This is a genomic window from Chitinophaga sp. SYP-B3965 (assembly GCF_009647655.1).
Classification (GTDB): Bacteria; Bacteroidota; Bacteroidia; order Chitinophagales; family Chitinophagaceae; genus Chitinophaga.
This window is the reverse complement of record NZ_WJFD01000001.1, coordinates 2,870,496-2,893,346: the sequence shown is the minus strand read 5'-3', so window position 1 is coordinate 2,893,346 and position 22,851 is coordinate 2,870,496. Positions and strand designations below refer to the sequence as shown.

Here is a 22,851-nt window from a genome sequence, read left to right as displayed (position 1 = left end):
GATAAATGTTGATTAAGGATTGTCCTGCATTTCCGGATTTGCATCTACGTAAAGGCGCGGGAATTTCATTACAAGACGGTTTGGCTGGCGTAGCGTGTAAACAGTTGTAGTGCCATCAGCATTATACATGGTATGTGTGAAAGTAATACCGGCATAGAGCGGGTCTACAGAAAGCCTGCGCATATCAAACCAGCGGTAACCTTCCATGGCAAATTCACGGATGCGTTCATCGATGATGAATTTTACGAGGGCGGTTTGGTTGCCTGCAATAGCAGATGGTACAGTGGCATCGGCTACCGGCATCCTGTTCTTACGCAGCATTTCCACATCCAACACAGCGCCACCGAGGTCTCCTGTTCTGGCTTTGCATTCTGCGCTGAGCAGGTATAATTCTGCCAGTTCGAGACCGTACCGTGTATAAGAAAAAGTCTGGTAAGGCTGGCCATATTTCCGGATCCTTCCTCCGGGATTCAGAGAATTGTCAATGTTCTTGTTAGTGTAGAATAACAGCCGGAGATCGCTGGCACCGAACAGGGCTTGTGCCTGTGGTGTTAATACCAACCCATCGCTGCCGGTTTGATTACCGTTAAAGAAGCCGCTGTAGAATATTTTAGATAACACGGATTGCTTCATGTCTGCCAGTTGCAGATTGGGGCCATTAGGTCCGCTGATAGCATGGATCGGGAGGAAAGAACCTCCGGTGCCCAGTGTTTGGTTATAATTATATAAAGATGTTTGGCCGTTGGCCGCTACGTGTGTGAGTGCATCTTTCAGCAATGGTAATGCATCATCGTACCTGCCCATGAACAGGTATACTTTTCCCAGTAAACCTTCCACTGCGGGCCTGGACATCCGGGTAACGACCAGTTGTTTGGCAGGGATATCCGCTAATGCATCCGTGAGGTCCTTAATGATAAAATCATAAGTGCCTTTTAAAGTGCCTCTTTGAAATTCAGCATTGGTAACACTGGCTTTGGTAGTGAAAGGGTAACCCGGATCAGTAGTTGCGGAAGCAGCTGTGTAGGGTTTGCAATAATAGTTGGCCAGCTGGAAAATAGTCCAGGCCCGGGTAGCTAATGCTTCTGCGCGGATGCCCCTTTTTTGTGCATCTGTTCCACCTTTGGAATCTCCTACTTCCTCAATGATCTTATTGAGCGGGTACATATTTGTTAAATGAGCCTTTATGGCCGGCGGTGTAATAGCGGGTGTTGGATAAATGCTGTCCAGCCATTGAAAGAGGGCGTCGCGCACAGGGCTTTTATTGATGAAGTAAGGTGTTTCTGCAGCTACTTCATCTCCCATCAGCTGCGGCTCACCCCATCCGCCTGAACTTGGTGATACATAAAAGAGAGGGTCATTCATCAACTTGTCATAGTCATCTGTAGTAACAGCTACGAGAAGGCCTTGCGGTACAATTTCCAGCCAGCTTCTTTTACAGGAAATAAATAAACTCAGTATCGTTATGGAAAGAATAATATGTTTCTTCATGATGTCTGATTAAAAAGGAATTAAAGAGAAAGACTAAGGCCAAGGCTATAGTTGTGCCTGGAAGCTGGTACGCTGCCACCATATTCAGGATCAATACCATCTTTGTTTGCAGCCCATACCAGGAAGTTGTTGGTTTGCACAAAAACATTGGCGGACCTTATCTTCATGAACCTTAATACATTCGGTTTCAGGCTGTAGGAAAGTGTAATGTCCCGCAGTTTAATATAAGAGGCGCTGACCACGTTAATATCGCCCGCTGTGTAATAACCTACATTCCTGCGGCGTTGACTCGTGAGTCCGTCGAATACATAGGAAGGGGTATTTGTAAAAGCTTCATCTCCTGGTTTCTTCCAGCGGTCCAGGAAGAGATCGCGGATATTTCCGTTGGAGAAGCCCAGTGAGTTGCCCACTAATTTCCCGGTATAAAGTGTGTTTACAGGACGGTACATAACAGATCCCATATTGTAGATCATGTTGAGGGATAAGCTGATCCCGTCGTAGCTGAAGGTATTGCTAAACCCGCCAGTAGCAGTAGGTGTAGTGGTGCCCATATATTTAAGATCTTCTACTTTAACAACGTTGTAAGCTTTGGTAATGCTTTTGTTGGCAAGGTAGATCTGCGGGTCGCCCATGTTATCCAGGCCGGCAAACTGGTATGCCCATATGGCGCCCATGGGATAACCGAGTACCGGTATGGTGCCATTCATCCTGAAGGATACATTGATGAGATTGGCGGCGCTTGGTTTACTAAAGGATACCAGTTTGTTCTGGTTGTGACCTATTGTAAAAGAGGTGGTCCAGCTGAAATTCTTTGTTCTTATATTTTCTGAACGTAAGCTTAATTCTATCCCTTTATTTACCATTTTACCCAGGTTGCCGGTAATGCCGGTGTACCCGGAGAAAGGATTCAGGGGAGTGCTTCCCAGCATGTTTGTAGTGGTCCTGGTGTAATAATCAATGCCGCCGCTGAGCCTGCGTTTGAGTACAGAGAAATCAAGACCGATATTCAGGTTGTTTGTTCTTTCCCATGCCAGTGTTTTATTGGCAATATCAGATAGCGTATAGGCATTTCCTCCTACTAAGGGATGATCATATACATCCTTGATGGTAACGGAAGAGAGGACATCATTCTGCGAAACGCCATTAGCATAAGGTGAGTTACCGGTGATACCATAAGTAGTTCTGATGCTGAGATCATTGAGCCACTTTGCTTTGCTCAGGAATTTCTCCTTGCTGATCCACCATCTGGCGCCGAAGCTCCAGGCAGGATCATTCTGAGAACTTATTTCACTGGCAAACATATTACTGTAATCCTGCCGAAGGCTGGCATCCACATTATATTTACCATCAAAGAAGCTATAACTGGCCAGACCGAAGTAAGAAATGAAACGGGTAACTTCTTTTTTTACGGTGTAAGGACTAATGGCGAGAGAACCAAAGCCGGTGACAGTAGGAAAAATACCCTGTCTCAACCGTGCGTAATCAAGAATGGAATAAGAGGTCAGTGCTTCATCATAACCGAATAAAGTAGTGGTACTGCCATATCTCACCCCTTCCTGTACTTCCTGCCCGGCCTGGAGTGTAAGATGATCCTGGCCTTTTCTGAATGGGGCGTCATAGATCAGTTGGTTGCGGACAGTCCAGTTGCGCTGATCCGTATTGCTCATGGTATAACGGCCGCCTGTGCGTGGATAAAGATATTCCGGCAGGCCATTATTGATCACTGTAAGGTTCAATTGCTGTTTCCTTTCAGAGAGGGCTTTATTGTCCAGGTAACTTGTACCGCTGCCGGGAGCTTTCTGGTAACCATAAGTACCATTAAAGTTTAAACCTTTCCATATATTAACAGATGCATTGGCGGTTACATTTATACTCAGGTTGTTGACGTTATTGTTACCATAATCCATTTCATCAATGGGATTATAACCTAGGCTGATACCACTTTGCGCTTCATATATTCTACTCACGGAATCCAGGTAACCATTCATGTAATTCAGGTTAAGGCTTTTGCCGGATGCATCGCGGAACAGCTGGTAAGGCAGGAAGCTATTGTTTACGCTAACAGGTCTTTTGCTTTTGGTGATCGTATTCACCAAAGAAGTGTTCACCGAAATCCTGACGCGTTTACCGGGATTAATACTTTGTGTGAGATTGAGTTTATAAGCATTGCTCATGGATCCTGGCGTGGTGGATTGCGAGCCGGTATAACCAAAGGAACCATAGAAAGAATATACAGTGTTGCCACCGGAAACAGACACCGTATGATTGGTGGTCATCGCATTACGGTACCATATATCTTTGATCTGTGACAGGTTACTGATAGAAGCGAGACTGTCCAGTTTGCGGTTGGCTTCCACTGCAGTGATACGGCCGAGATACTGATCATACAGGATCCGGTCGTGTGGCGCGAAAAAAGTTTGAGACCTGTAAGCATTGGCAACAGGGTCAAAGAGTTCTTTTGCTACATCAATATACTGGCGGCTGTCCAGCATCTTTGCATAATTGAAATCAGGTTTGTTCCCCACATTGATAAAACCGCTGTAGTTCACACTTAAACGCTGATTCTTGTTACCTGATTTTGTGGTGATCACCACTACGCCGTTGGAAGATCTTGCACCCCAGATGGCTGCTGCGGCAGCATCTTTCAGTACGGTGATATCTTCAATATCATCAGGGTTTACCGCGCTGAGATCAGCAACGATCACACCATTTAATACATATAAGGGAGGGGAAGGATACCGGGAGGTAAGGCCCCTGATCTCACTCTTGCGCAGTGAAACACCACTTCCATTAGTATTCACATCTTCACTATTTCCACCAACAACAATACGCATACCGGGTATTTGCCCTTCCAGCCGTGCTATCACATCCATTGTGCCGGTACGTTTCGCAAAGATCTCCATGTCTGCTTTACCGAAAGAACCCGTAGCCCTTTCTTTACTTAAAACCTGGTAACCAGTATTGAGTACTGTAATAAGGTCCAGGTTGGTGATGCGTGGTTTCAGTTGCACCCGCATGAAGGATTTCGTAACGGCAGGTATGTTCTGCGTTTCATAATTGATACTGGAAAACATGATGGTATCACCCTCCATTACACCGGAGAGCGAAAACTCTCCTTTTTCACTGGTGACGGTAGCCCGCATGATCCTCCTTGCGTATATCGTTACACCGGGAACGGGTTCCTGTTTTTCATTCACCACAATCCCCCGTATATCTGCCAGCGGCGCCGGTTCTTTTTTATTAATGAAAATGGTACGGCCCTGGATCTCAAATTCCAGCATCTGCCCCGCCAGGATCATTTCCATGGCAGACTGCAAAGGCGTATTGTTCAATTGAACAGTAACAGGATTTGCATTGGCCAGGTCTTCCGCCCGGTAAAAAACACGGAAGTCCGTTTGCTCTTTGATCAATGCAAACATCTGTTGAAGGGAAGCAGGCTTGCCGGTGTAAGTAACCGTTTGTGCCGATGTTTTAGCGCTGCCCTGAAGAATGGCTACCAGTATGAGCATGATTGTCAGCTTCATTACTAATATGGTTTTGGTTGATAGGCATTTCTGTAAGGTAAGGGCACAGAAAGGCCGAATGGTAATACTCTTAATTTGCATACCTTTGCACTGTTTAAGTTGAATGAATAAAAGGAGTCTCAACACACCTGAAACATTCGCTGAAATAAGAACCGGGAAAGGTGTCCAATCTTACACCCGGTTTTTTTATTTCTGATAGCGCCTGAACAGGCTGTAGGCTATGATTTTGGCGATAATTGTTTCCCCATGAAATGCATTTAGGGCAGGATAATAAGCTTCCTGCCTTCTTCAATTTTATAATGTATCCTGTTCCTCGACAGGCCTTTTAATACCTGGTCAAGTGTTAATGACTTGTCAATATCCCCGGTGAACTCTGCTTCCGGAATACCCTCCTCGTAAATGATTTCCAGGTCGTACCAGCGGGCCAGTTGCCGCATTACGGTTGGCAGGTCTGCCTGGTTGAAAGTGAAGAAGCCGTCTTTGGCGGTGGTCTGTATTGGTTTGTTATCATTAAGCATGCGTAACAGCCCTGTGCTGGTCAGTTCTGCCTGCTGGCCGGGAGAGAGTACCAGTGACTGGTCTTTCGCGCGCATCCTGATAGCGCCTTCTATCAGTTTTGTTTTAATGGAAGGTTCATCTTTATAGGCCGTTACATTGAAACTGGTGCCCAGTACTTCTATATCCATCTGCCCGGCTACCTTTAAGCGGAAGGGCATGGCGGCATTTTTGGCTACTTCAAAATAAGCCTCCCCCGTTATCTCTACAGCTCTTTCCTTACCAATGAATGCCGTAGGATAACGTAATGAAGAGGCCGCATTCAGCCACACATTCGTACCGTCCGGTAGTGTGATCCGGAACTGGCCACCACGGGGAGTATTCAATGTATTGTAAGTGATCTCTGTAGTAGTTTCCTGTACGTCATATATTAATTGACCACCTTGTTTGCGAATAGCGGCAGTACCTTGCTGCAATACCTGGTTGCCGGTACTGTCCAGCGGGATCACGGTTCCGTCTGCCAGAGTAAGCATGGCTTTGTTTGTGCCGGGTTGTACATCCTGCTTTACGAGTACCTGTTTTGCTGGCTGCTGTATCCATAAATAAGCACCGGCAGAGAACAATAAAAGCAGGGAGGCAGCGGCTGCCCACCAGTAGCGGATAATTTTTGGTTTGGGCTTCACGATCTGCGCATAAACCTTGTCTATAGCAGGTTTATACAACCCGTACAGTTCCTCTGCGGGCCTTTCTTCTTTGATCTCTTCCATCATCTCCTGCCAAACCGGAAGGAAAGCCTCTTCTTCGGAGTAAGACATAAGTAGCCTCAGTTCTTCTTCAGAACAGTCCTTCTCCATATATTTTCTGAACAGGGAACGAAGTTCCTCTTCATGGTGCAATTCGTCCATAATAGCTAATACGTTTAAGTGGAGAAAAATAACTACTGCCGGGAAAAAAAATTATTGCAGCAGGAAATACAACAGCAGGATACCTGCCACATCCGGATGTTCAGACAGGTAATTGCGCAGGAACTGCATGGCCTTAACGATATGATTATTGACGGTGGAAGGGGAGATGTTCAGCATCTTCGCCACTTCTTCGTGGCTTTTACCTTCCAGTTTACAGAGTACGAATACCATTTTGCGCTGCGGAGGCAGCTCTTCTATAGCTTTATGTAAGATCCCGGCCTTTTCTTTCTGTTCCAGCCATTCTTCCGTATGGGTGTAATGGTCAATACTGGCAGCCAGGAGGCGGGACATCACAGCCTGGTCCCGGTTGGCCTTCCGGAAAAGATCAATGGCCAGGTTGTCTGCTATCTTAAATAAGTAGGAACGAAAGGAGCGGGTTGGATCTATTAACGAACGCTTTTGCCAGATGGTGAGGAACACTTCCTGTAATATTTCGGAGGAGAGGTCTTCCGAGTGCAGCGTTTTCAGCAGTTTGCCATATAACCGGGGAGCATAGTGATAATATATCGCATGGAAGGCTTCCTGATCGCCTTCCGCCATTTTTTTTAATAATATGTCTTCACTATCTGTTTGAATGTGCATTCCCCTGATTCTGGCTTAAAAGTAAGAAAAAGGATCAAAACCCCTCATCTTAGATATTTGTATCTAATGCTTACGTATCTGTAATATCCTGAGAGCGGGAAACCTGACCTTTGGTATATGAAAACATTAACATTCTTCCTGCTGATGTGTTTATCATTATCAACACATGCGCAAAAAAACACAAAGATCATGAACACGGAAAAATTAACGAACCTCACGGTACGGAAAGCTATTGAAGCATTAAACGCCGGTGACAGCAAGGCCTGGTTTGCCTTATTCACACCCAACGCAGAACTCTTTGATGATGGTAATAAAATGAACTTTAAACAGTTCTTTGAAAAAGCCCTGGGGCATGAACGTTTTACCAGCATTGATAAAGTAGAGAACAAGAGTCTGGATGTGTACGGCAAATTCCACAGCGATCAATGGGGCGACTTTAAAACGTACTTCAAATTCCATATAGATACATCCGGTAAGATCAGCCGCCTGGATATCGGACAGGCTAGTTATTGAATTCATCATTTTTTCTGTACATTTATTTTATAAAACCCATCCGAAATGACCAAGACCCCCAAAAAAGCGGCTAAGCCGAAGGCTAAAAAGCCGGAGAAAGCACCTGCGAAAACCGCAGCAAAAAAAACCAGATCAGCTACTGCAACACGGGAACCCTCATTTGATGTTGCCACACGGGATGCTACATCCGTGAAAACAACGGTGAATATCACTTTTACTTCCGGCACAGGGCAGGTAACCACTTCATTATTCAGGAAAGGTATATTGATCAATTTGCAGAGCACAAGCGTGAGCGCAGATATCTTTTTGTCTGACACCAAAAGAGGGGATGTATTATCTGTTGTAGGGGTTGCCACCGGCAGCGCAACGATTACGATAACCCCGGTGCAAACAATACCTGCTACCCCCGATAAGTTTTCAGCCGGCCCGGTAATGGGCTCTTATGTTATCCTGTAAAAACGCCTCCATAATGAAGAAAATAAGTATTTGCCTGGTCTTTACGATCCTGTTTTTTACTAGCGTAAAAGGGCAGGAAGGTGTGCCTAATGTGCTAACAGCAGACTCCCTTTCCAGCGGTAACTATAAGGATGCGTTCAAGAGTTTTTTCCAACTGGCGTTTGACCGTTTTACAAGCGATCACAAGGACATCCAGTTCACTTCGAATCCTTTTGCCATCATGGCCAGGAGTAATCCTAAGCTGTTGATCGATTCAAGTTACAAGCGTTATAAAGCACTGCGCAACCTGAACTTTTCTTTTTCTGCCCGGCTGGATTCCAATTATAAATTCAATGGTTTTTCATCGGGCATCACTTATGCCATCGTGAACAGGAGAGATGAAACGGTGTCTGATTTTTTTGCATCGGATTTCAGACGCATCAATCAAAACTATGAGATCCTGCAGCAACAGCTGGTGGCCTTTGCATCTGCCAGTGGGGATGTGGAACTGATCATTAAGTACAACCAGCAGATCTCTGATTTTTTTAAAGGGAAAGCAGGTTCCAATTCATTGGATGCTCCCTTGCAGGCACGATTGAGAAAAATGGCGGATAGCTTAAGTATGGCGTATCTGACAAAGGAATTGAATAATGGTACAGATGTGAATGCAGGGAAATTAATGCAATCCATCTACGACAGTGTGCGCAGCAGTTTTCAAAACCGCCTGCTTATTACAACTGGTGTAATGGATACTACCTATAATAACCAGTTCATGTTCTCTAACATTGTGTTGTTTGCCAACCTGGTAAAAGGTGTAGTGAAACCGAACAAGGTGTGCGGCCTGGAACTGAACGTGAAAGCCTCCTACCAGTTCGTGGACGATACGCTCTATGCCGGCAGGGACCTGAAAAGAAAAGCCTTCCACTTTGAGCCTGGTTTGAACCTGGTAATAAAAGAGAAAAAATCGCAGTATGCATGGGCAGAGTTCAAGGTATCCGGCGAATATACCCATGTGAGCAATCCTTATGTGGGAGAGAAGAAAGATCAGACCACTATCAACAGTGTACTGCGCATCCGCATCTACCAGGATATATGGGTGCCACTGGAAATAAAGTATGATCCGGAAAGCGGGAACTTCTTAGGATTCCTTAATGTGAGGGCAAACTTCAAGGGATTGAAGGGGTTGATGGCTAAGAACTAACACGTTGTGGTTTTTTTTCTATAGCTTTGGCCACACATAAAAATCCTTTACCTAATGAAGAAATTGTTCTCTTTGATCATGCTCGCCGGAGCATCGTTTGTGGCTGTACAGTCCCAGGCCCAGGAAGTTACAAAAGGCAGCCTTGCTTTTCTGAAGGAAGTTCCTGAATTAAATGTTTCGTTTGTTTATGATAAGCTGCGCATAGGCGAATTAGGCAAAGAGGCTGTTTACATAAAAAAGAAGAAAGCTGAAAAGGATGCAAAAGAACCCGGTAAAGGTGATGAATGGGAAAAGAGCTGGTATGAAGACCGGGAGAAACATTATCATCCTAAATTCATAGAGTTGTTTTCGAAATACGCTGAAATTAAACTGGGAGAGAACGTAGCCTCTAAATATGTGATGATCATTGATACCAGGTTTATTGAGCCAGGTTGGAATGTGGGGATCAAATCCGCTTATGCGGAGATTGAACTGGAGATCTCCATTTGCGACACGGCAAACCTGAAAAAGCCAATATGCAAGGTAAGGGTAGACAGGGAAAAAGGCGGTAAAGGACAGTTTGATTCAGGCATGCGCATCGGGGATGCTTATGCTAAAGCTGGTAAGGATTTTGGGAAACTGGTGGCGAAACAGATCAAATAGTTTTTCTAAAATAAAAAGGAGAGCAATCATTATATGGTTGCTCTCCTTTTTATTTGAACACTTCCCATTTTCCTGGTGTTATATGAATTATGAATACTCCCAAAATTACCCTGACATTGTTGTTCTTCTTTTGCTGCTGCACTGTTTTACATGCCCAGCAGATCAAAGATGGTGAAACAATAGACCTTGATGGTATTGCTGTTACCTTTAGTGTGGTGAACAAGGAATCGGTTGATGTGAAAGGCCAGAGTTTCGACCGGTATAAAGTGATCGCATCTGCCCAGAATAATACAGGCAAGGCGTTTAACATCCGTTTAAAAACCTATCCCGATGTGGCAAGTATCGGAGGGGGTAAGATCGTGGAATTAAATTGCCAGAATGCTACAGGGGCCAGGCTTACTTCTAAAAAAGTAGAGGTGAGTATGGCTACCCATCAGATCAAAGTAACCTACCTCGCCAGGAACAATGATGGCAAACTGGTGAATTCCGAGATGACCATTCCTGCCGGTTATTTTTTAGAACCGGGGCAAAAGGTAGAAAATGATGCTATTTTCATTGTACCGAAAGGGGAGGCGCTGCAGGTATCTGTGAGGAAGTTGCTTTAAATTTGTAGTAATGAACAAGGAGAAATACGCCAACGGGCAGAAGATATATGAACAAAAAGGAGATATCCTGACCTACTTTTTCAAAGATGGAAAGATCAAAGCTGAGGGGATATCCATCAATGGAATAATGGAGGGCGAATGGAAATTTTACAAGGCAACAGGCCAGCTCTGGCAGATCGGTAATTTAAAGCATAATGAAAAACATGGTTCCTGGGTCCGGTATGATGAAAAGGGTCAATTAGAGTACCAGGAGCATTTTGAAAATGGAAAACTCAAAAAGAAATAATTCCAGTCTTTTTTGTGCACTATATACAGCGTAAACCCCGCACACCTGGCGATATATCGTGAAACGGTATTTCGATAATTCCCCTTAATTAATTGATTTTTAATTTGTTAACCCTATGGCACATCGCTTGCGAACCCCTATGCATGCATGTAGGAAAATCATATAAACTTTCTGCCTTTCTCTTCTGGACAAGAAGAAAACTCTATACACTTATCATACTGGGTACCCTGCCGGTTGTACTGTATCACCTTTTGGGATTAAAATGGCTGGTAGTGCCCTGGACGGTGGTTTCGCTCCTGGGTACCGCTACTGCATTTATAGTAGGATTTAAAAACACCCAAACATACAGCCGCACCTGGAATGCCCAAACGGTCTGGACCAATATCAGTAACACCAGCAACACCTGGGGGATCATGTGTCGTGATTACATAGAAGACCGGGAACTAGTGAAGCGATTAGTCTACCGCCACTTTGCATGGCTAACGGTGCTGCGTTACCAGATGCGGGAAGAGCGTGTCTGGGAAGTGGCAGGTAAACATCACAATGCGGAATACCAGCGTTACTATAACATCCCCGAAAGGCAAAGCGCCTTTGAGGACGAGATCTTGAAATATATCCCAAAAGAAGAACTGGCTGCTATTGCAGGCACCCGCAACAAAGCAACGCAATTATTGGCCCTGCAAAGTGCAGGCATCAAAACGGTATATGAAGGCCAGCCGGTGTTGCCCGGCCAGTTCATTGAGATGCAACGTATGCTTAATAATTTCTTCGGCCAGCAGGTGCAGTGCGAATCACTCAAAGACACCCCTTACCCTAGGCAGTATTCTATTATCAACACCATTTTTGTGCGCATGTTCTGTTTCCTGCTCCCTTTTGGCATGTTGCAGGAGTTCGACAAATTGAACATGATCTGGCTGGTGATACCTTTTAGCGTGATCATATCCTGGATGTATACGTCTCTGGAGCAGGTAGGGGAAAGTACAGAAAACCCCTTTGAAGGCAGTGCCAATGATGTGCCTATATCACAGATCTGCCGGGCGATAGAAATAGATATGAGGGAGATGCTGGGGGAAAAGGAACTGCCGCTGCCCATACAACCACAGAACGATATCGCTGTTTAAAAATAATTTGTCCAATCCGGCAAAGTCGATTGTTATTCATAAAACAACAAAATAAAATAAAATGGAACAAAGGATTAACTTTCATGAAAAAGGGCAGGGTGCCCTCAAAACGCTCTATCCAATGGGCGGGTATCTGAAGAAATCTTCGATAGAAGTAAAATTGCAGGAGCTGATAGAGTTCCGGGTATCGCAAATTAACGGCTGTGCTTATTGCCTGGATATGCATTCAAAGGATGCCCTCGCGCATGGGGAAGAGCTGCAACGGTTATTCTGCCTGAACGCATGGAGAGAGACGCCATTTTTTACCGACAGGGAAAGAGCTGCACTGGCATGGGCTGAAGCGGTTACTGCCTGCAACGTACCGGATGCAACTTATACAAGGGTAAAGGAGCAGTTCACAGATGAGGAAATGATCGATCTTACATTGGTGGTCTCCTCTATTAATACCTGGAACCGCTTTAATATTGCTTTCCCGAATCCCGCTGCTGTAGGTACTTACACAGCAGGGCAGTTTGGCTGAGGCATTACTGCAGACAATTAAAAAAAACCATGATATATGAATGAGTTCTTATTAGTATTCCGGAGAGATTACAAAACGAAGGAGATTCAACCGTCGCCGGAACAATTGCAGGCGCATTTGAGCCGGTGGCGGGAATGGTTTGATGATCTTAAGGAACGTGATCTGCTGGCAAGGCCGCTTCAACCCTGGGAATCTACCGGGAAGGTATTGAAGCACGACAAGAGTGTAACGGACGGCCCTTATGCGGAGATCAAGGAATCCATCGGAGGGTTTGTGGTGATCAGGGCGGAAAACCATGAAGAGGCGGTGGAAATAGCCAAAGGATCTCCGATCCTGGAACTGGGCGGAACAGTAGAGATACGGATGGCATTTGGTCTGTAGCATGGAGAGAAATGAATTAATACCACATCTGTTCAGAACGGAATACCGGAAAATGATTTCGGTGTTAAGTTCTCTTTTTGGCTTTGAACATATTGAACTCGCAGAAGATATCGTGAGCGATACTTTTCTGGCTGCCACTGAATCGTGGAGTGCCAAAGGAGTGCCGGAGAATCCAACTGCCTGGTTATACCTGGTGGCTAAAAATAAAGCAAAGAACTGGTTGAAAAGGGATACTTTCTTTCAGCAAAAACTGGTGGCTGATCTGATGCGCAACATCCCGGAGGGAGAAGAAATAGAAATAGATCTTTCTGCCCGTAATATCACGGACAGCCAGCTGGCGATGATCTTTGCAGTATGCCACCCCTGCAATCCTGCTGAATCGCAGGTGGCCCTTGCGCTGAATTTACTCTGCGGGTTTGGTGCAGAAGAAATAGCGGATGCATACCTCACTACTAAAACGGTCATTTATAAACGGCTGAGCCGGGCAAAGGAGAAACTGAAGGAAGCAGGTATTAAAATTGAGCAACCCACATTTTCGGAAATAAACGACCGGCTGGAAACGGTGCTGAAAACTTTATACCTCCTTTTTTCCGAAGGTTATTATTCCATTTCCCATAATACCGTTTTGCGTAAGGATCTCTGTGTGGAAGCTATGCGGCTGAACTACCTGCTGATAGAGCAACCGCATACCAATCAGCCGGCCGTGAATGCATTACTGGCCCTGATGTGTTTTCATGCCTCCCGTTTTGATGCAAGAGTGAACGACACAGGAGAAATGGTCTTGTACCAGGAACAGGATGAAACGCTTTGGAACCGCGAGCTGATAGAACGGGGCGAGTATTATCTCAACCAGGCTGCCGCCAGCCCTGTATTAACGAGGTTTCACCTGGAAGCTGCCATTGCATGGTGGCATACGCATAAGGAAGATTCCGGTGAAAAATGGAATAACATCCTGGATCTGTATAACCAGTTGCTGGTACTGGAATATTCACCCATTGCAGCATTGAACCGTACTTATGCCATTGCCAAAGCCAGGAGTAAAGAGGAAGCGATCGTAGAAGCAGAAAAGCTGCAGCTAACGGATAATCATTTTTATTACTCATTGCTGGGGAACCTTTATACGCATATAGACGATAAGAAAGCGATACAGCATTATGAAACTGCTTTAAAACAGGCCAATACGCCTGCTGATATTGCTTTAATTGAAAAGAACATCCGGGAAATAAAAAATAAAAAGCCTTTGCGATAATGCAAAGGCTTTTTATTTTATGCTACGGGTACTGCCATGCGTACTTCAACGATGGCGCCATACTGGATGATGGGGCAACCTTTTGCTAATTCCACTGCATCATCGTAATCCTTTGCCTTGATCAGGAACAGGCCGCCGATGGATTCTTTGCCTTCAGCATAAGGCCCGCTGTGTACCTGCTCTTTCTTTTTCTCCTGCCTGATCACCCTTCCGTCTACATCCCAACGTTTGGGAGGGGCTACCAGCCTGTCTTGCGCAGCGATGCCTGCTACCCACTCCTGGTAAGGTTTAAGGGCTTCTTTCATTTGTTCCGGTGTGGGTGTTGGATTTGCGCTTGTGAGATCTCTGTGGATCACTAAAAGGAATTCTTGCATGTTGTTACAGTTTTGATTTCTTATCATTTACATTGCAAGTGAAGTGCCAGTGGTATAATGATTTGTAAATCAATTTATTGAGTTAAATGTTCTCTTCTTTATCTCACTTTATAAAGTGGATTGTACTTGTTTTCGCGAAATAAAGTAATCCGCTTTTTCGATCTTTAGTTTTCTCATCTTGGAATGCAGCGTAGTGCCGGGGAGTTCGAGTATCTCTGCTGCTCCTCCTGTTCCGGAGATCTTTCCGCTGCAACGTTTGAGGATTTCTATGATATAAGTACGCTCTATCTGCTCCAGTGTTTTTGATGAAGCGTGATGTTCTTCCTGCTGGTGCAGCGGGAGATGTATTTCTTTGAGCATATTCCCGTCGCTGAGCAGTATGCCTCTTTCAATTTGATGTTCCAGTTCCCGCACATTGCCGGGCCAGTCGTAATTCTTTAATTGTTTCATCACCTGGGCGGAAATGCCATGTACGCTTTTACCGATGTTCTTGCTGAATTTGGTAATGAAGGAACTGGCAAGGGGCTCAATATCTTCCCGGCGTTCCCTTAACGGCGGGAGGTGAATGGGGAATACGTTCAGCCGGTAATAAAGATCTGATCTGAAACGGCCAGCCTGTACTTCTGCTTCCAGGTTGCGGTTGGTAGCTGCAATAATGCGCACGTCTACTTTGATGGTGGTTTTTCCGCCAATCCTTTCAAACTCCCGTTCCTGCAGTACACGCAATAGTTTTACCTGTAACTCCGGCGGCATCTCACCGATCTCGTCTAAAAAGAGCGTGCTGTTATTGGCCATCTCAAACTTTCCGATCCGCCGGTCTATGGCGCCGGTAAAGGAGCCTTTTTCATGGCCGAACAGTTCGCTTTCGATCAGTTGTGCAGGTAATGCGGCACAGTTCACTTTTACCATTAATTTATTCTTGCGGGTAGAAGCATTGTGTATGGCGCGTGCAATCAGTTCCTTGCCGGTACCTGTTTCACCCGTTAGTAAAACGGTGGAAGCAGATTCGGCCACGCGGGTGATCATGCTGTATACCTTCTGCATTTGCGTACCACTGCCCACGATCTCCGAAAAATTATAGATCGTTTTGATCTGCTCTTTGAGGTAGTCGTTTTCTATTTCCAGTTTCTGCTTATACGCCAGTACCTTTTCATTAGCCCGTATATTGGAGATAGCGATGGAGATCTGGGCGCAGATGCCCTTCAGGATGGTGAGGTTGATGTCATCCATTAATAGCCAGAGCGTGCCAAGGTTGCTGCTTCCTGTACGCAGTGGTGCCCCGAAAACATTCTTAAACCCTGAGTTCTTCCAGAACTGGAGCACGGGTCCGTAACTGTCCTTTTCTATTTCTTCTGCAACATTAAAGATGGTCGGCCCTTCGTTATGAAGTACCCGGGCATTTAATGGCTCGTGTATGTCAAGGGCACGGGATGCCAGTTCCCGGAATATACTGTTCTCATTTTCGAACATGCCTTCATCCACCATATAAGGACTAAGTGTAACGCCATCATCTTCTATGATACGGATGATAGCAAGTTTTATATTCAGTACTTTTTGCAGCACTTTTGATATGGCTATATGCAGTTCCTCTTTTTTACGCACGGCAGCAACATCGTTGCTGAATTCCAGCAGGAAAGATTGTTCTTTTTCGCGGCGCAGTATTTCTTCATTTGCCATCACATTATACATGGCAATGGAGATCTGTGCGCAGATGCCCTGCAGCAAAGGCATATTGATATCTTCCAGGCAGAGCCACAATATGCCGAGGGGTACATTTCCTGTGCGCAGGGGCGTGCCCACGATCGTTCTGAAACCTAATTTTTTCCAGAGCTGCACGTAAAGTATCTTGTTGCCACGGCTGATCTCCGTGTTCACACTGAAGAACAGCGGGATCTCACTGTTCAGTACCCTGTTCTGAAGTCCGTCTTCTATGGGGAGCTTTGTTGTAATCACTTCCTGCAGCAGTTCGTCGTCTTCTGCTGCATTACTTTCATCATAAATGTATGTGCTCGTTGTTACCTGGTCTTCATTGATCGTCCGGATCATGCAGCTACCAAGGGTGCTAAGGCTTTTACGCACTGCTTCTGCAAGGTCCGCCTTACTTCTCACCGCAGCAATATCATTGCTGAAATTCAGCAGGAAGGATTTTTCATTTTCCCGTTTCAGTATTTCTTCATTGGCAGAAATATTGCTGACAGCGGTAAACAACTGGCTGGAAATACGGTTCACGATATTTACGGCCTCTTCGCCAAAAGTGCCTGTACTGTGGGAGAACAGCATCAGGCTGTATTTGGAAGTGCCATACCCACCCAATATCTTCATGATCATTTCCCGGGCGCCTGCTTCATAGTGCAGCTTAAACCAAAGCGGTGCAGTCTCCAGATCAAAGGTCTGCATATCAAAAACCAGTGGTTTGTAATACAGCGATGCGATATCGTAAATACCATCTTCTGCAGGGGTGGCTATGGAGAGGGCTTCTGCATCGATCAGGTATGCTTTATAATGCGCTTCATTTTCGTCCATGACAGTCATCATGCAACTTGAAAACGGAACGATCTCTTTGAGGCCGGAATTGATCGCTTTCAACAGGTCCTGCCTGTCCCGGACCTTTACCATTTTATTGCTCAGCGAGAGGAGCACTTCATTGATCGTTTCATTCCTGATGATATTGGTGGCTGCGCCGGGGTTGCCCATGCCTTCGGTGCCCGTACCGGCAACAGGGAGGCTTTTCGTTTTTTTCATGCTGAAAAAGAGAGATTTTGCTCATACAGATAACAATCAAAGACGCTCAATTGGACATTTTTCGAAGATCCGGACCACGTGGCCCGGATCTTTTTGAGCTGTTGTTATAATCCCTTTGCTGCTTCGATAATGATCTTCGCTACTTTATCCGGCATGGAAACCATTGGTACATGGCTCGATCTCAATTCTGTTGTTGTTGCTTTTATCATCTTTGCTTCTGCCCTTGCCAATGCAGGGGGCACCATTTGATCTTCTGTTCCGATAATGCACCAGGAAGGTTTGTTCTTCCACGCGGCTGTTGAAATTTTGGTGGCAGTGGCTTTCGCTGCCCAGGGAGTTTGGGTGGCCACCAGGATACCTCTTTCTTTAGCCGGAAGGTCCTGTGCAAAATGTTCATTGATACCTTTGGGAGAGAGACTGAGGAAACCTGCTGCATCCTGCCTGAACTCAGCGCTGCCGGCTGCCGGCGGGAATGCTGATGTTACGTCCACTACGGATTGACCATCGTTGGGGATCAGGGCGCACACATACACGAGGCCCACAACTTTGGGATCATTACCTGCTTCTGTAACAACCATGCCTCCATAAGAGTGCCCTACAAGCAAAACGGGGCCATCCATTAATGCAATGGCCCTTTGTGTTGCCGCAACATCTTCTTCCAGAGAAACGAGCGGATTTTGCACGGCAATAACATTCAGCCCGCTGTTCTGCAAAGTGGGAATGATCTTAGACCAACTGGAGCCATCGGCAAAAGCGCCATGAACCAATACAATATTTTTTACTCCCTTTGGAATGGATTGTGCATCGGCAGTATTGGATGCAACGGAGGCTGCTGTTAAAACTGTTGCAGCAACGATTTGTTTGATGGTAGACATATTTTGTTGTTTAGCCCCTCTATTACAAGCAGTGCGCCAGTTAAATAAGGTTTTGATAATCAGGGAGATTTCAGAAATGGGGGCATTATTTTCTAACCATATTTCGTTAGTTAACGAAATGGTGCACTATAAGGGGTTATACTTTTGAAAAATAAGCGGTGGTTTCTTCAATGAGGGATTGCATCAATGTGTGTACACTTTTGTGTTTCAGTAAGGGGGCTATCTGCCCGCCCCAGAAAAGGATCATATCCCATTTCTGCTGATCCAGGGCGGCTTTCCTCAGCGAGGACATTAAAGTTGATTGTAAGGGGAAGGGTAGTATAGCTGCTTCATTGCCCCTTAATTCACGGGCAATACGGCTGGTAATGCCACGGCCTAACCGGCCGGTAAATGCTCTTGATAATGTGGTGTATTTAGCTTCATCGGAAAATAACATCTGCTTATGGATGGGCAAAGCATTGGATTCATCACAGGCAAGAAAAGCTGTTCCCACCTGTACGGCATCTGCGCCTAAGGCCAGCGCTGCTGCAATGCCACGTCCGCTGGCAATTCCACCGGCAGCAATGACTGGTACTTTTACTTTCTCCCTGATCAGTTGCAACAGCACGAAAGTTCCTATCGTAGATGCTTCTGCTGCATCGAGGAAAGAAGGTCTGTGGCCGCCTGCTTCGAAGCCAGATGCAATGATCATGTCAACACCGCTATTTTCCAGTGCAATGGCTTCATCCAGCGTGGTGGCAGCGCCAATAGTTTTGATGCCCAGCCTGCGGCATTGTTCAAGCACATCAGGAGGCAAAGTACCAAACATGAAACTGAATACCTTAGGCCGGATATCCAATATCACCTGCAGCTGATCTTCGAACCTTGAATGAAAGGGCTGTGGTTTTTCCGGGAAGGGGATGCCCAGTTCGGAAAAGTAAGGTGAAAATGCCTGCCTCGTTTTATCGTATTGTTCATCACTGGCTGGTGCATCGGTGTCAGATACCCAAAGGTTCAGGTTGTAAGGCTTCGGCGTAGCGGCTTTAATTTGCCTGTCTATGTCATAGATCTCCTGCGGGCTCATGGTGTAAGCTCCGTAACCACCTAATCCACCGGCATTGGATACACTTGCTACCAGCGCTACGGAAGAAAGGTTGCCTCCGAAAGGGCCCTGGAATATTGGATAATCTATACCCAGTAATTGCGTTGCTTTTGTATTATACCACATCGCTGATCATTTTATTAACAATAAACCATTTGCCTTCCATGTTGTGAAAAGAAAGGAATTCATGGTAATTGAAATCATACATTTTTACCATCACTTCGGCAATTGCAATTGAATTCACTATGCTAATATGCAGTATTTTTCCTTCGAACGGTTTGCCGGAGTCTTTGGGGCTTTGACGGTTCGCTACACCATCCAGGTATTCGTCTAGTGTTTTTGCATAAGGCTGGCCCTTTACGTCTCCAAAAAGCAAGGTGCCCGGATGATACACCTTGCGTAGCTGTTCCACATTCCCTGTGTAGATACCTGGAAAATACTCGTTTTCTAATACTTGCGCAATTTCCATTGTTTTATTTTTTATCTGCGGTGATCCCTTTTTCACGGAGTACAGATACCTGCTCTCCTGCATATCCCCAATTGTCCAGTTCTACTTCCTGTATGGCGATATGGGTGAGGTGGGGATCTTTGTTCAGTACGTTCGTGATCAGGTCCGTGATCCCTTTTATCAGTTGCTGTTTCTGTTCGCGGGTGACGCCTTCGCGGGTCAGTTCAATTTTTACAAATGGCATAAAGATTTGTTTTATGCAAAGGCCTTTGCGGTGAGTGTTACGTTCAGTTCAAAATCGTTATAGATCAATGTGTCTCCCAGGTTCTGGAAGAAGTTGCCTGACCGGAATTTGATATCAAAGAGGGTACGGTCCACGATAATTTTACCGGAGGCTGTTAAACTATCGCCTGCCGTGTTTACCTGGGCATCAAAACTGATGGGATGCGTAATGTCTTTGATAGTAAGATTCCCTGCTACATGGGCGCCATCAACGGAAGTGATCTCAAAAGAGGCTTCAGGGTATTGCTCAGATGCAAAAAAGTCCGCTGATGCCAGGTGGCCGGCAAATTGAGCATTCGTGGCGGGGTCAGTAATGTCGAGGATCTTGATAGAAGTGGTGTCAAAAGTAAACTGTCCACCGCTCAGCTGGCCATCTGCCAGGATAAGTTCTCCGCGTTTAACTGCAATAGTGCCGTTGTGTGCACCGGTTACTTTCCGGCCCAGCCAGTCGATGTTACTGTTAGCAACTACGATCTCAAATTTTTGTTCTTTCATGACTTTATGTTTTTATGATGACACAAAGTAACGACGGGGCCAATTAGGGATTACGTGATCTACATCACTATTTAGTAAAGACGGCTTAATGTTTCCCTGGAAACGCCCAGGTAGGCAGCAATGAGATGTTTGGGAACAAGGTCATGCAGCTGGGGATATAACCGCATCAGTTCTTCATAGCGGGTTTTCGCATCGTTGTTCATCAGGGAAAGCAAACGGCGCTGTGCAGCCACATAACCTTTATTGGTGCGCCAGCGAAAGAAATGTTCTACCTGGTGGATCTCACTGCAAAGTTTTTCCCTGTCTGCACTGGTTAAACAGAGTAGCTCTGCATCCGTAATGCAGTCTACATTGATGCTGGCTTTGGTTTGGGTATATAGTGCCTGGTAATCGGATGTCCACCAGGTGGGCATGGCAAACTGAAGGATATGCATTTTAACATCGTCATTGATATAAAATGCCTTCAGGCAGCCGGAAATAACAAAGTATTCACCATCTACTTTATCTCCTTCCCTGATCACTACCTGTCCTTTTTTAAAGGAGAGGGGTTTAAAGTGCTCGTAGCAATAATTAAATTCTTCCTCAGTTAACGAGGCCATTTTAGCTATATGATCTTTTAAAACTTCTTTAGCTGTCATAACAATTAAAGATAGCGATTTCAGCCCCTTTTTGTAAATTTATGCACTTGCAGTTATGCTGCTGTCTCAGTTACTTATGCGGGATACTAATGATATAGCTTTACTGGCGTTGTTGAAAGACGGGGATGAAACTGCTTTTACCGAAATTTACAACCATTATTGGGAGCCACTGTATTTCATGGCGCACAAACGCCTGCAATCGGCGCAGGATGCAGAAGAGATCGTTCAGCAGGTTTTTCTGACGCTCTGGCAAAAAAGAGCTGATCTGTCCATACAGTCCCTTCCTTTTTACCTGGCAGCTATGGTGCGGTATGCTATTTACCGTCATTTTGCGAACCTGCAGCGGAAAAGGGAACAGACGAACACTTTACAGACCATCACCGCGGAGCAATCGCCCGCTTTTGACATCGAGAATAAATATCTACTGGAAATATTGAACAAACTGGCCAGCGAACTACCTGCCAAACATCGCATCGTTTTTCTCCAGCACAAGCTGCTGGACCGGCCCCTGGAAGAGGTGGCCGGAGAACTGGGGGTATCTGTACGCACTGCCGAAGGGTATATTGCCCGCGTGATGCAGGTGATGCGCCAGCGGCGGGAATACCTGAGCCTCGCCATGATCTTTATGCTGATTAAATAACCCGGAATTTTTTTTCTCCTTTTTTGCGTGTGAATTCTTCTGACGATGCTCTACTATATAAAGGAGCTTTAATTGCATTCAATGGATACAGCGCAGATCAGTGTTTTAGCAAAGAAATACCTTGATGGCAAGGCAACTGCAGCAGAGCAGGAAGCACTGCATGAATGGTATAATCATGTGAACGAGGGGGATACAGAGATCGTTGTCAGCCCACAGGCGGATACACTGGAAGGAGCTAAAGCACGGATCTTACGCCAGTTGCAGGAACAGATAGCCCGGGACAAAAAGGCCGTTCCAGCTCCCGTGGTGCCCATGCGCCGGAAATGGCTGCCCTGGGTGGCCGCTGCTTTGATCATATTAGCTGCCGGCACCTACCTGGTGCAACAGCCGGAAAAGCAGGAGAGATCAACAGCTGTATTATCTGTACCACCCGCAGGCAACAAAGCCATGCTTACCCTGGGTAACGGTAAGGTGGTAGATCTTAACGCAGCCACAGACGGCGCTATTGAGGAACAGGGTGGTACCACCGTTAATAAACAACAGGCATTACTTATATATGATGGCGAAACACAGCTTGCCATTAATAAACTATCTGTACCACGAGGCGGCAAATACCGGCTTATATTACCCGATGGCACCAAAGTATGGCTGAATGCGGCCAGCGAACTGCAATTCCCGACTGCTTTCCCGGGTTCGGAACGGGTGGTGGAACTGAATGGTGAAGGTTATTTTGAAGTAGCCGCGAATGCAGAACAACCCTTCATTGTTAAAACCACCGGTCTCCGTGTAGAAGTGCTGGGCACGCATTTTAACGTGAAAGCTTATGGGGATGAATCCATCACTCATACCGCCCTGCTGGAAGGAAGCGTGAAAATAGTCACAGCAAATGGCAGCAGCAGTCTGCTAAAACCGGGAGACCTGGCAAAAGTAAATACCGATCAAAACATCAGCATCACGCGGAATGCGGACCTGGACCTGGCAGTAGCCTGGAAGGAAGGGCTCTTTGCTTTCAAGGATGCGGATATTGCTGTTATACTGAAAGAGATCAGCCGCTGGTATGATGTGGATATTGATTATGAAGGAGCGGTTACACGCCGCCATTTTACGGGAAAGGTATCGCGCAGCTATAGCCTCGCAGAAACACTTTCCGTACTGGAAGCCAGCGATCTGCATTTCAGGCAGGAAGGAAAGAAGATCATCGTTTTACCATAACAGAAGCTCTTTTTAGACATGAAGAAAAGGCTCATTATTTTACCATAAAAAACCAAT

Annotated in this window: 24 protein-coding genes; 12 read left to right on the top strand and 12 right to left on the bottom strand. The window is 45.7% G+C overall.

Going from position 1 to position 22,851, the window contains the following annotated elements; translation table 11 throughout:
• Positions 1-12: 12 nt before the first annotated feature.
• The 4 genes from GFS24_RS11480 to GFS24_RS11465 all read right to left on the bottom strand — a co-directional run bounded on the left by GFS24_RS11480 (position 13) and on the right by GFS24_RS11465 (position 7,054).
• Positions 13-1,488, bottom strand: coding sequence for a RagB/SusD family nutrient uptake outer membrane protein (locus GFS24_RS11480; protein WP_153659700.1), 1,476 nt, complete (start codon positions 1,486-1,488; stop codon positions 13-15).
• Between the two features lie 20 nt (positions 1,489-1,508).
• A complete protein-coding gene (locus GFS24_RS11475) occupies positions 1,509-5,012 on the bottom strand; it encodes a SusC/RagA family TonB-linked outer membrane protein (RefSeq protein WP_173003049.1) in 3,504 nt (1,167 codons plus the stop codon).
• Positions 5,013-5,269: 257 nt separating this feature from the next.
• The gene (locus tag GFS24_RS11470) at positions 5,270-6,412 is read right to left on the bottom strand and encodes a FecR family protein (RefSeq protein WP_153659698.1); all 1,143 of its coding nucleotides are present in this window, start codon (positions 6,410-6,412) and stop codon (positions 5,270-5,272) included.
• 51 nt (positions 6,413-6,463) lie between these two features.
• A complete protein-coding gene (locus tag GFS24_RS11465; protein ID WP_153659697.1) occupies positions 6,464-7,054 on the bottom strand; it encodes an RNA polymerase sigma factor in 591 nt (196 codons plus the stop codon).
• Positions 7,055-7,171: 117 nt separating this feature from the next.
• Here GFS24_RS11465 and GFS24_RS11460 point away from each other — a divergent pair, with 117 nt between their 5' ends.
• From GFS24_RS11460 to GFS24_RS11415, 10 genes are all read left to right on the top strand, one after another.
• Entirely contained in the window at positions 7,172-7,567 is a 396-nt protein-coding gene (locus tag GFS24_RS11460) for a nuclear transport factor 2 family protein (RefSeq protein WP_153659696.1), read from the top strand.
• 45 nt (positions 7,568-7,612) lie between these two features.
• A complete protein-coding gene (locus GFS24_RS11455) occupies positions 7,613-8,023 on the top strand; it encodes a hypothetical protein (protein ID WP_153659695.1) in 411 nt (136 codons plus the stop codon).
• 13 nt (positions 8,024-8,036) lie between these two features.
• On the top strand, positions 8,037-9,203 hold the full coding sequence (locus tag GFS24_RS11450; RefSeq protein WP_153659694.1) for a hypothetical protein: 1,167 nt from the start codon (positions 8,037-8,039) through the stop codon (positions 9,201-9,203).
• A 54-nt stretch (positions 9,204-9,257) separates the two neighbouring features.
• Positions 9,258-9,845 carry a hypothetical protein gene (locus GFS24_RS11445; protein ID WP_153659693.1) on the top strand — a complete coding sequence of 196 codons (588 nt, stop codon included), beginning with the start codon at positions 9,258-9,260 and terminating at the stop codon, positions 9,843-9,845.
• A gap of 89 nt (positions 9,846-9,934) precedes the next feature.
• A complete protein-coding gene (locus tag GFS24_RS11440; protein WP_153659692.1) occupies positions 9,935-10,450 on the top strand; it encodes a hypothetical protein in 516 nt (171 codons plus the stop codon).
• Positions 10,451-10,460: 10 nt separating this feature from the next.
• Positions 10,461-10,736 carry a toxin-antitoxin system YwqK family antitoxin gene (locus GFS24_RS11435; protein WP_153660282.1) on the top strand — a complete coding sequence of 92 codons (276 nt, stop codon included), beginning with the start codon at positions 10,461-10,463 and terminating at the stop codon, positions 10,734-10,736.
• Between the two features lie 143 nt (positions 10,737-10,879).
• Positions 10,880-11,857, top strand: a complete 978-nt coding sequence (locus tag GFS24_RS11430; protein WP_153659691.1) for a bestrophin family protein — start codon at positions 10,880-10,882, stop codon at positions 11,855-11,857.
• Between the two features lie 61 nt (positions 11,858-11,918).
• Positions 11,919-12,377 (top strand): carboxymuconolactone decarboxylase family protein, encoded by a 459-nt coding sequence (locus tag GFS24_RS11425; RefSeq protein ID WP_153659690.1) that lies wholly within the window; start codon positions 11,919-11,921, stop codon positions 12,375-12,377.
• 36 nt (positions 12,378-12,413) lie between these two features.
• Positions 12,414-12,758 carry a YciI family protein gene (locus tag GFS24_RS11420; RefSeq protein ID WP_153659689.1) on the top strand — a complete coding sequence of 115 codons (345 nt, stop codon included), beginning with the start codon at positions 12,414-12,416 and terminating at the stop codon, positions 12,756-12,758.
• A 1-nt stretch (position 12,759) separates the two neighbouring features.
• Positions 12,760-14,007 carry an RNA polymerase sigma factor gene (locus tag GFS24_RS11415; RefSeq protein ID WP_153659688.1) on the top strand — a complete coding sequence of 416 codons (1,248 nt, stop codon included), beginning with the start codon at positions 12,760-12,762 and terminating at the stop codon, positions 14,005-14,007.
• A 17-nt stretch (positions 14,008-14,024) separates the two neighbouring features.
• Here the strand turns inward: GFS24_RS11415 and GFS24_RS11410 are convergent, their stop codons facing one another.
• The 8 genes from GFS24_RS11410 to GFS24_RS11375 form a co-directional block, all read right to left on the bottom strand.
• Positions 14,025-14,381 carry a YciI family protein gene (locus tag GFS24_RS11410; protein WP_153659687.1) on the bottom strand — a complete coding sequence of 119 codons (357 nt, stop codon included), beginning with the start codon at positions 14,379-14,381 and terminating at the stop codon, positions 14,025-14,027.
• Positions 14,382-14,489: 108 nt separating this feature from the next.
• Positions 14,490-17,123 (bottom strand): sigma 54-interacting transcriptional regulator, encoded by a 2,634-nt coding sequence (locus GFS24_RS29180; RefSeq protein WP_253906432.1) that lies wholly within the window; start codon positions 17,121-17,123, stop codon positions 14,490-14,492.
• Positions 17,124-17,227: 104 nt separating this feature from the next.
• Positions 17,228-17,998 (bottom strand): alpha/beta fold hydrolase, encoded by a 771-nt coding sequence (locus GFS24_RS11400; protein ID WP_153659686.1) that lies wholly within the window; start codon positions 17,996-17,998, stop codon positions 17,228-17,230.
• A gap of 136 nt (positions 17,999-18,134) precedes the next feature.
• Positions 18,135-19,205, bottom strand: coding sequence for a nitronate monooxygenase family protein (locus GFS24_RS11395; protein ID WP_153659685.1), 1,071 nt, complete (start codon positions 19,203-19,205; stop codon positions 18,135-18,137).
• Complete coding sequence (locus tag GFS24_RS11390; protein ID WP_253906431.1) at positions 19,195-19,548, bottom strand: nuclear transport factor 2 family protein; 354 nt, start codon at positions 19,546-19,548, stop codon at positions 19,195-19,197. Before GFS24_RS11390 ends, GFS24_RS11395 begins: the two co-directional genes overlap by 11 nt.
• 4 nt (positions 19,549-19,552) lie before the next feature.
• A complete protein-coding gene (locus GFS24_RS11385) occupies positions 19,553-19,771 on the bottom strand; it encodes a 4-oxalocrotonate tautomerase family protein (RefSeq protein ID WP_153659683.1) in 219 nt (72 codons plus the stop codon).
• Positions 19,772-19,782: 11 nt separating this feature from the next.
• Positions 19,783-20,304, bottom strand: coding sequence for a YceI family protein (locus GFS24_RS11380; RefSeq protein WP_153659682.1), 522 nt, complete (start codon positions 20,302-20,304; stop codon positions 19,783-19,785).
• A 71-nt stretch (positions 20,305-20,375) separates the two neighbouring features.
• Positions 20,376-20,942 (bottom strand): Crp/Fnr family transcriptional regulator, encoded by a 567-nt coding sequence (locus tag GFS24_RS11375; RefSeq protein WP_153659681.1) that lies wholly within the window; start codon positions 20,940-20,942, stop codon positions 20,376-20,378.
• A gap of 76 nt (positions 20,943-21,018) precedes the next feature.
• Here GFS24_RS11375 and GFS24_RS11370 point away from each other — a divergent pair, with 76 nt between their 5' ends.
• Both GFS24_RS11370 and GFS24_RS11365 read left to right on the top strand, forming a co-directional pair.
• Positions 21,019-21,582: an RNA polymerase sigma factor gene (locus tag GFS24_RS11370; RefSeq protein ID WP_173003048.1), complete on the top strand. Its 564-nt coding sequence runs from the start codon at positions 21,019-21,021 to the stop codon at positions 21,580-21,582.
• 81 nt (positions 21,583-21,663) lie between these two features.
• Complete coding sequence (locus tag GFS24_RS11365) at positions 21,664-22,794, top strand: FecR family protein (protein WP_153659679.1); 1,131 nt, start codon at positions 21,664-21,666, stop codon at positions 22,792-22,794.
• Positions 22,795-22,851: the final 57 nt, after the last annotated feature.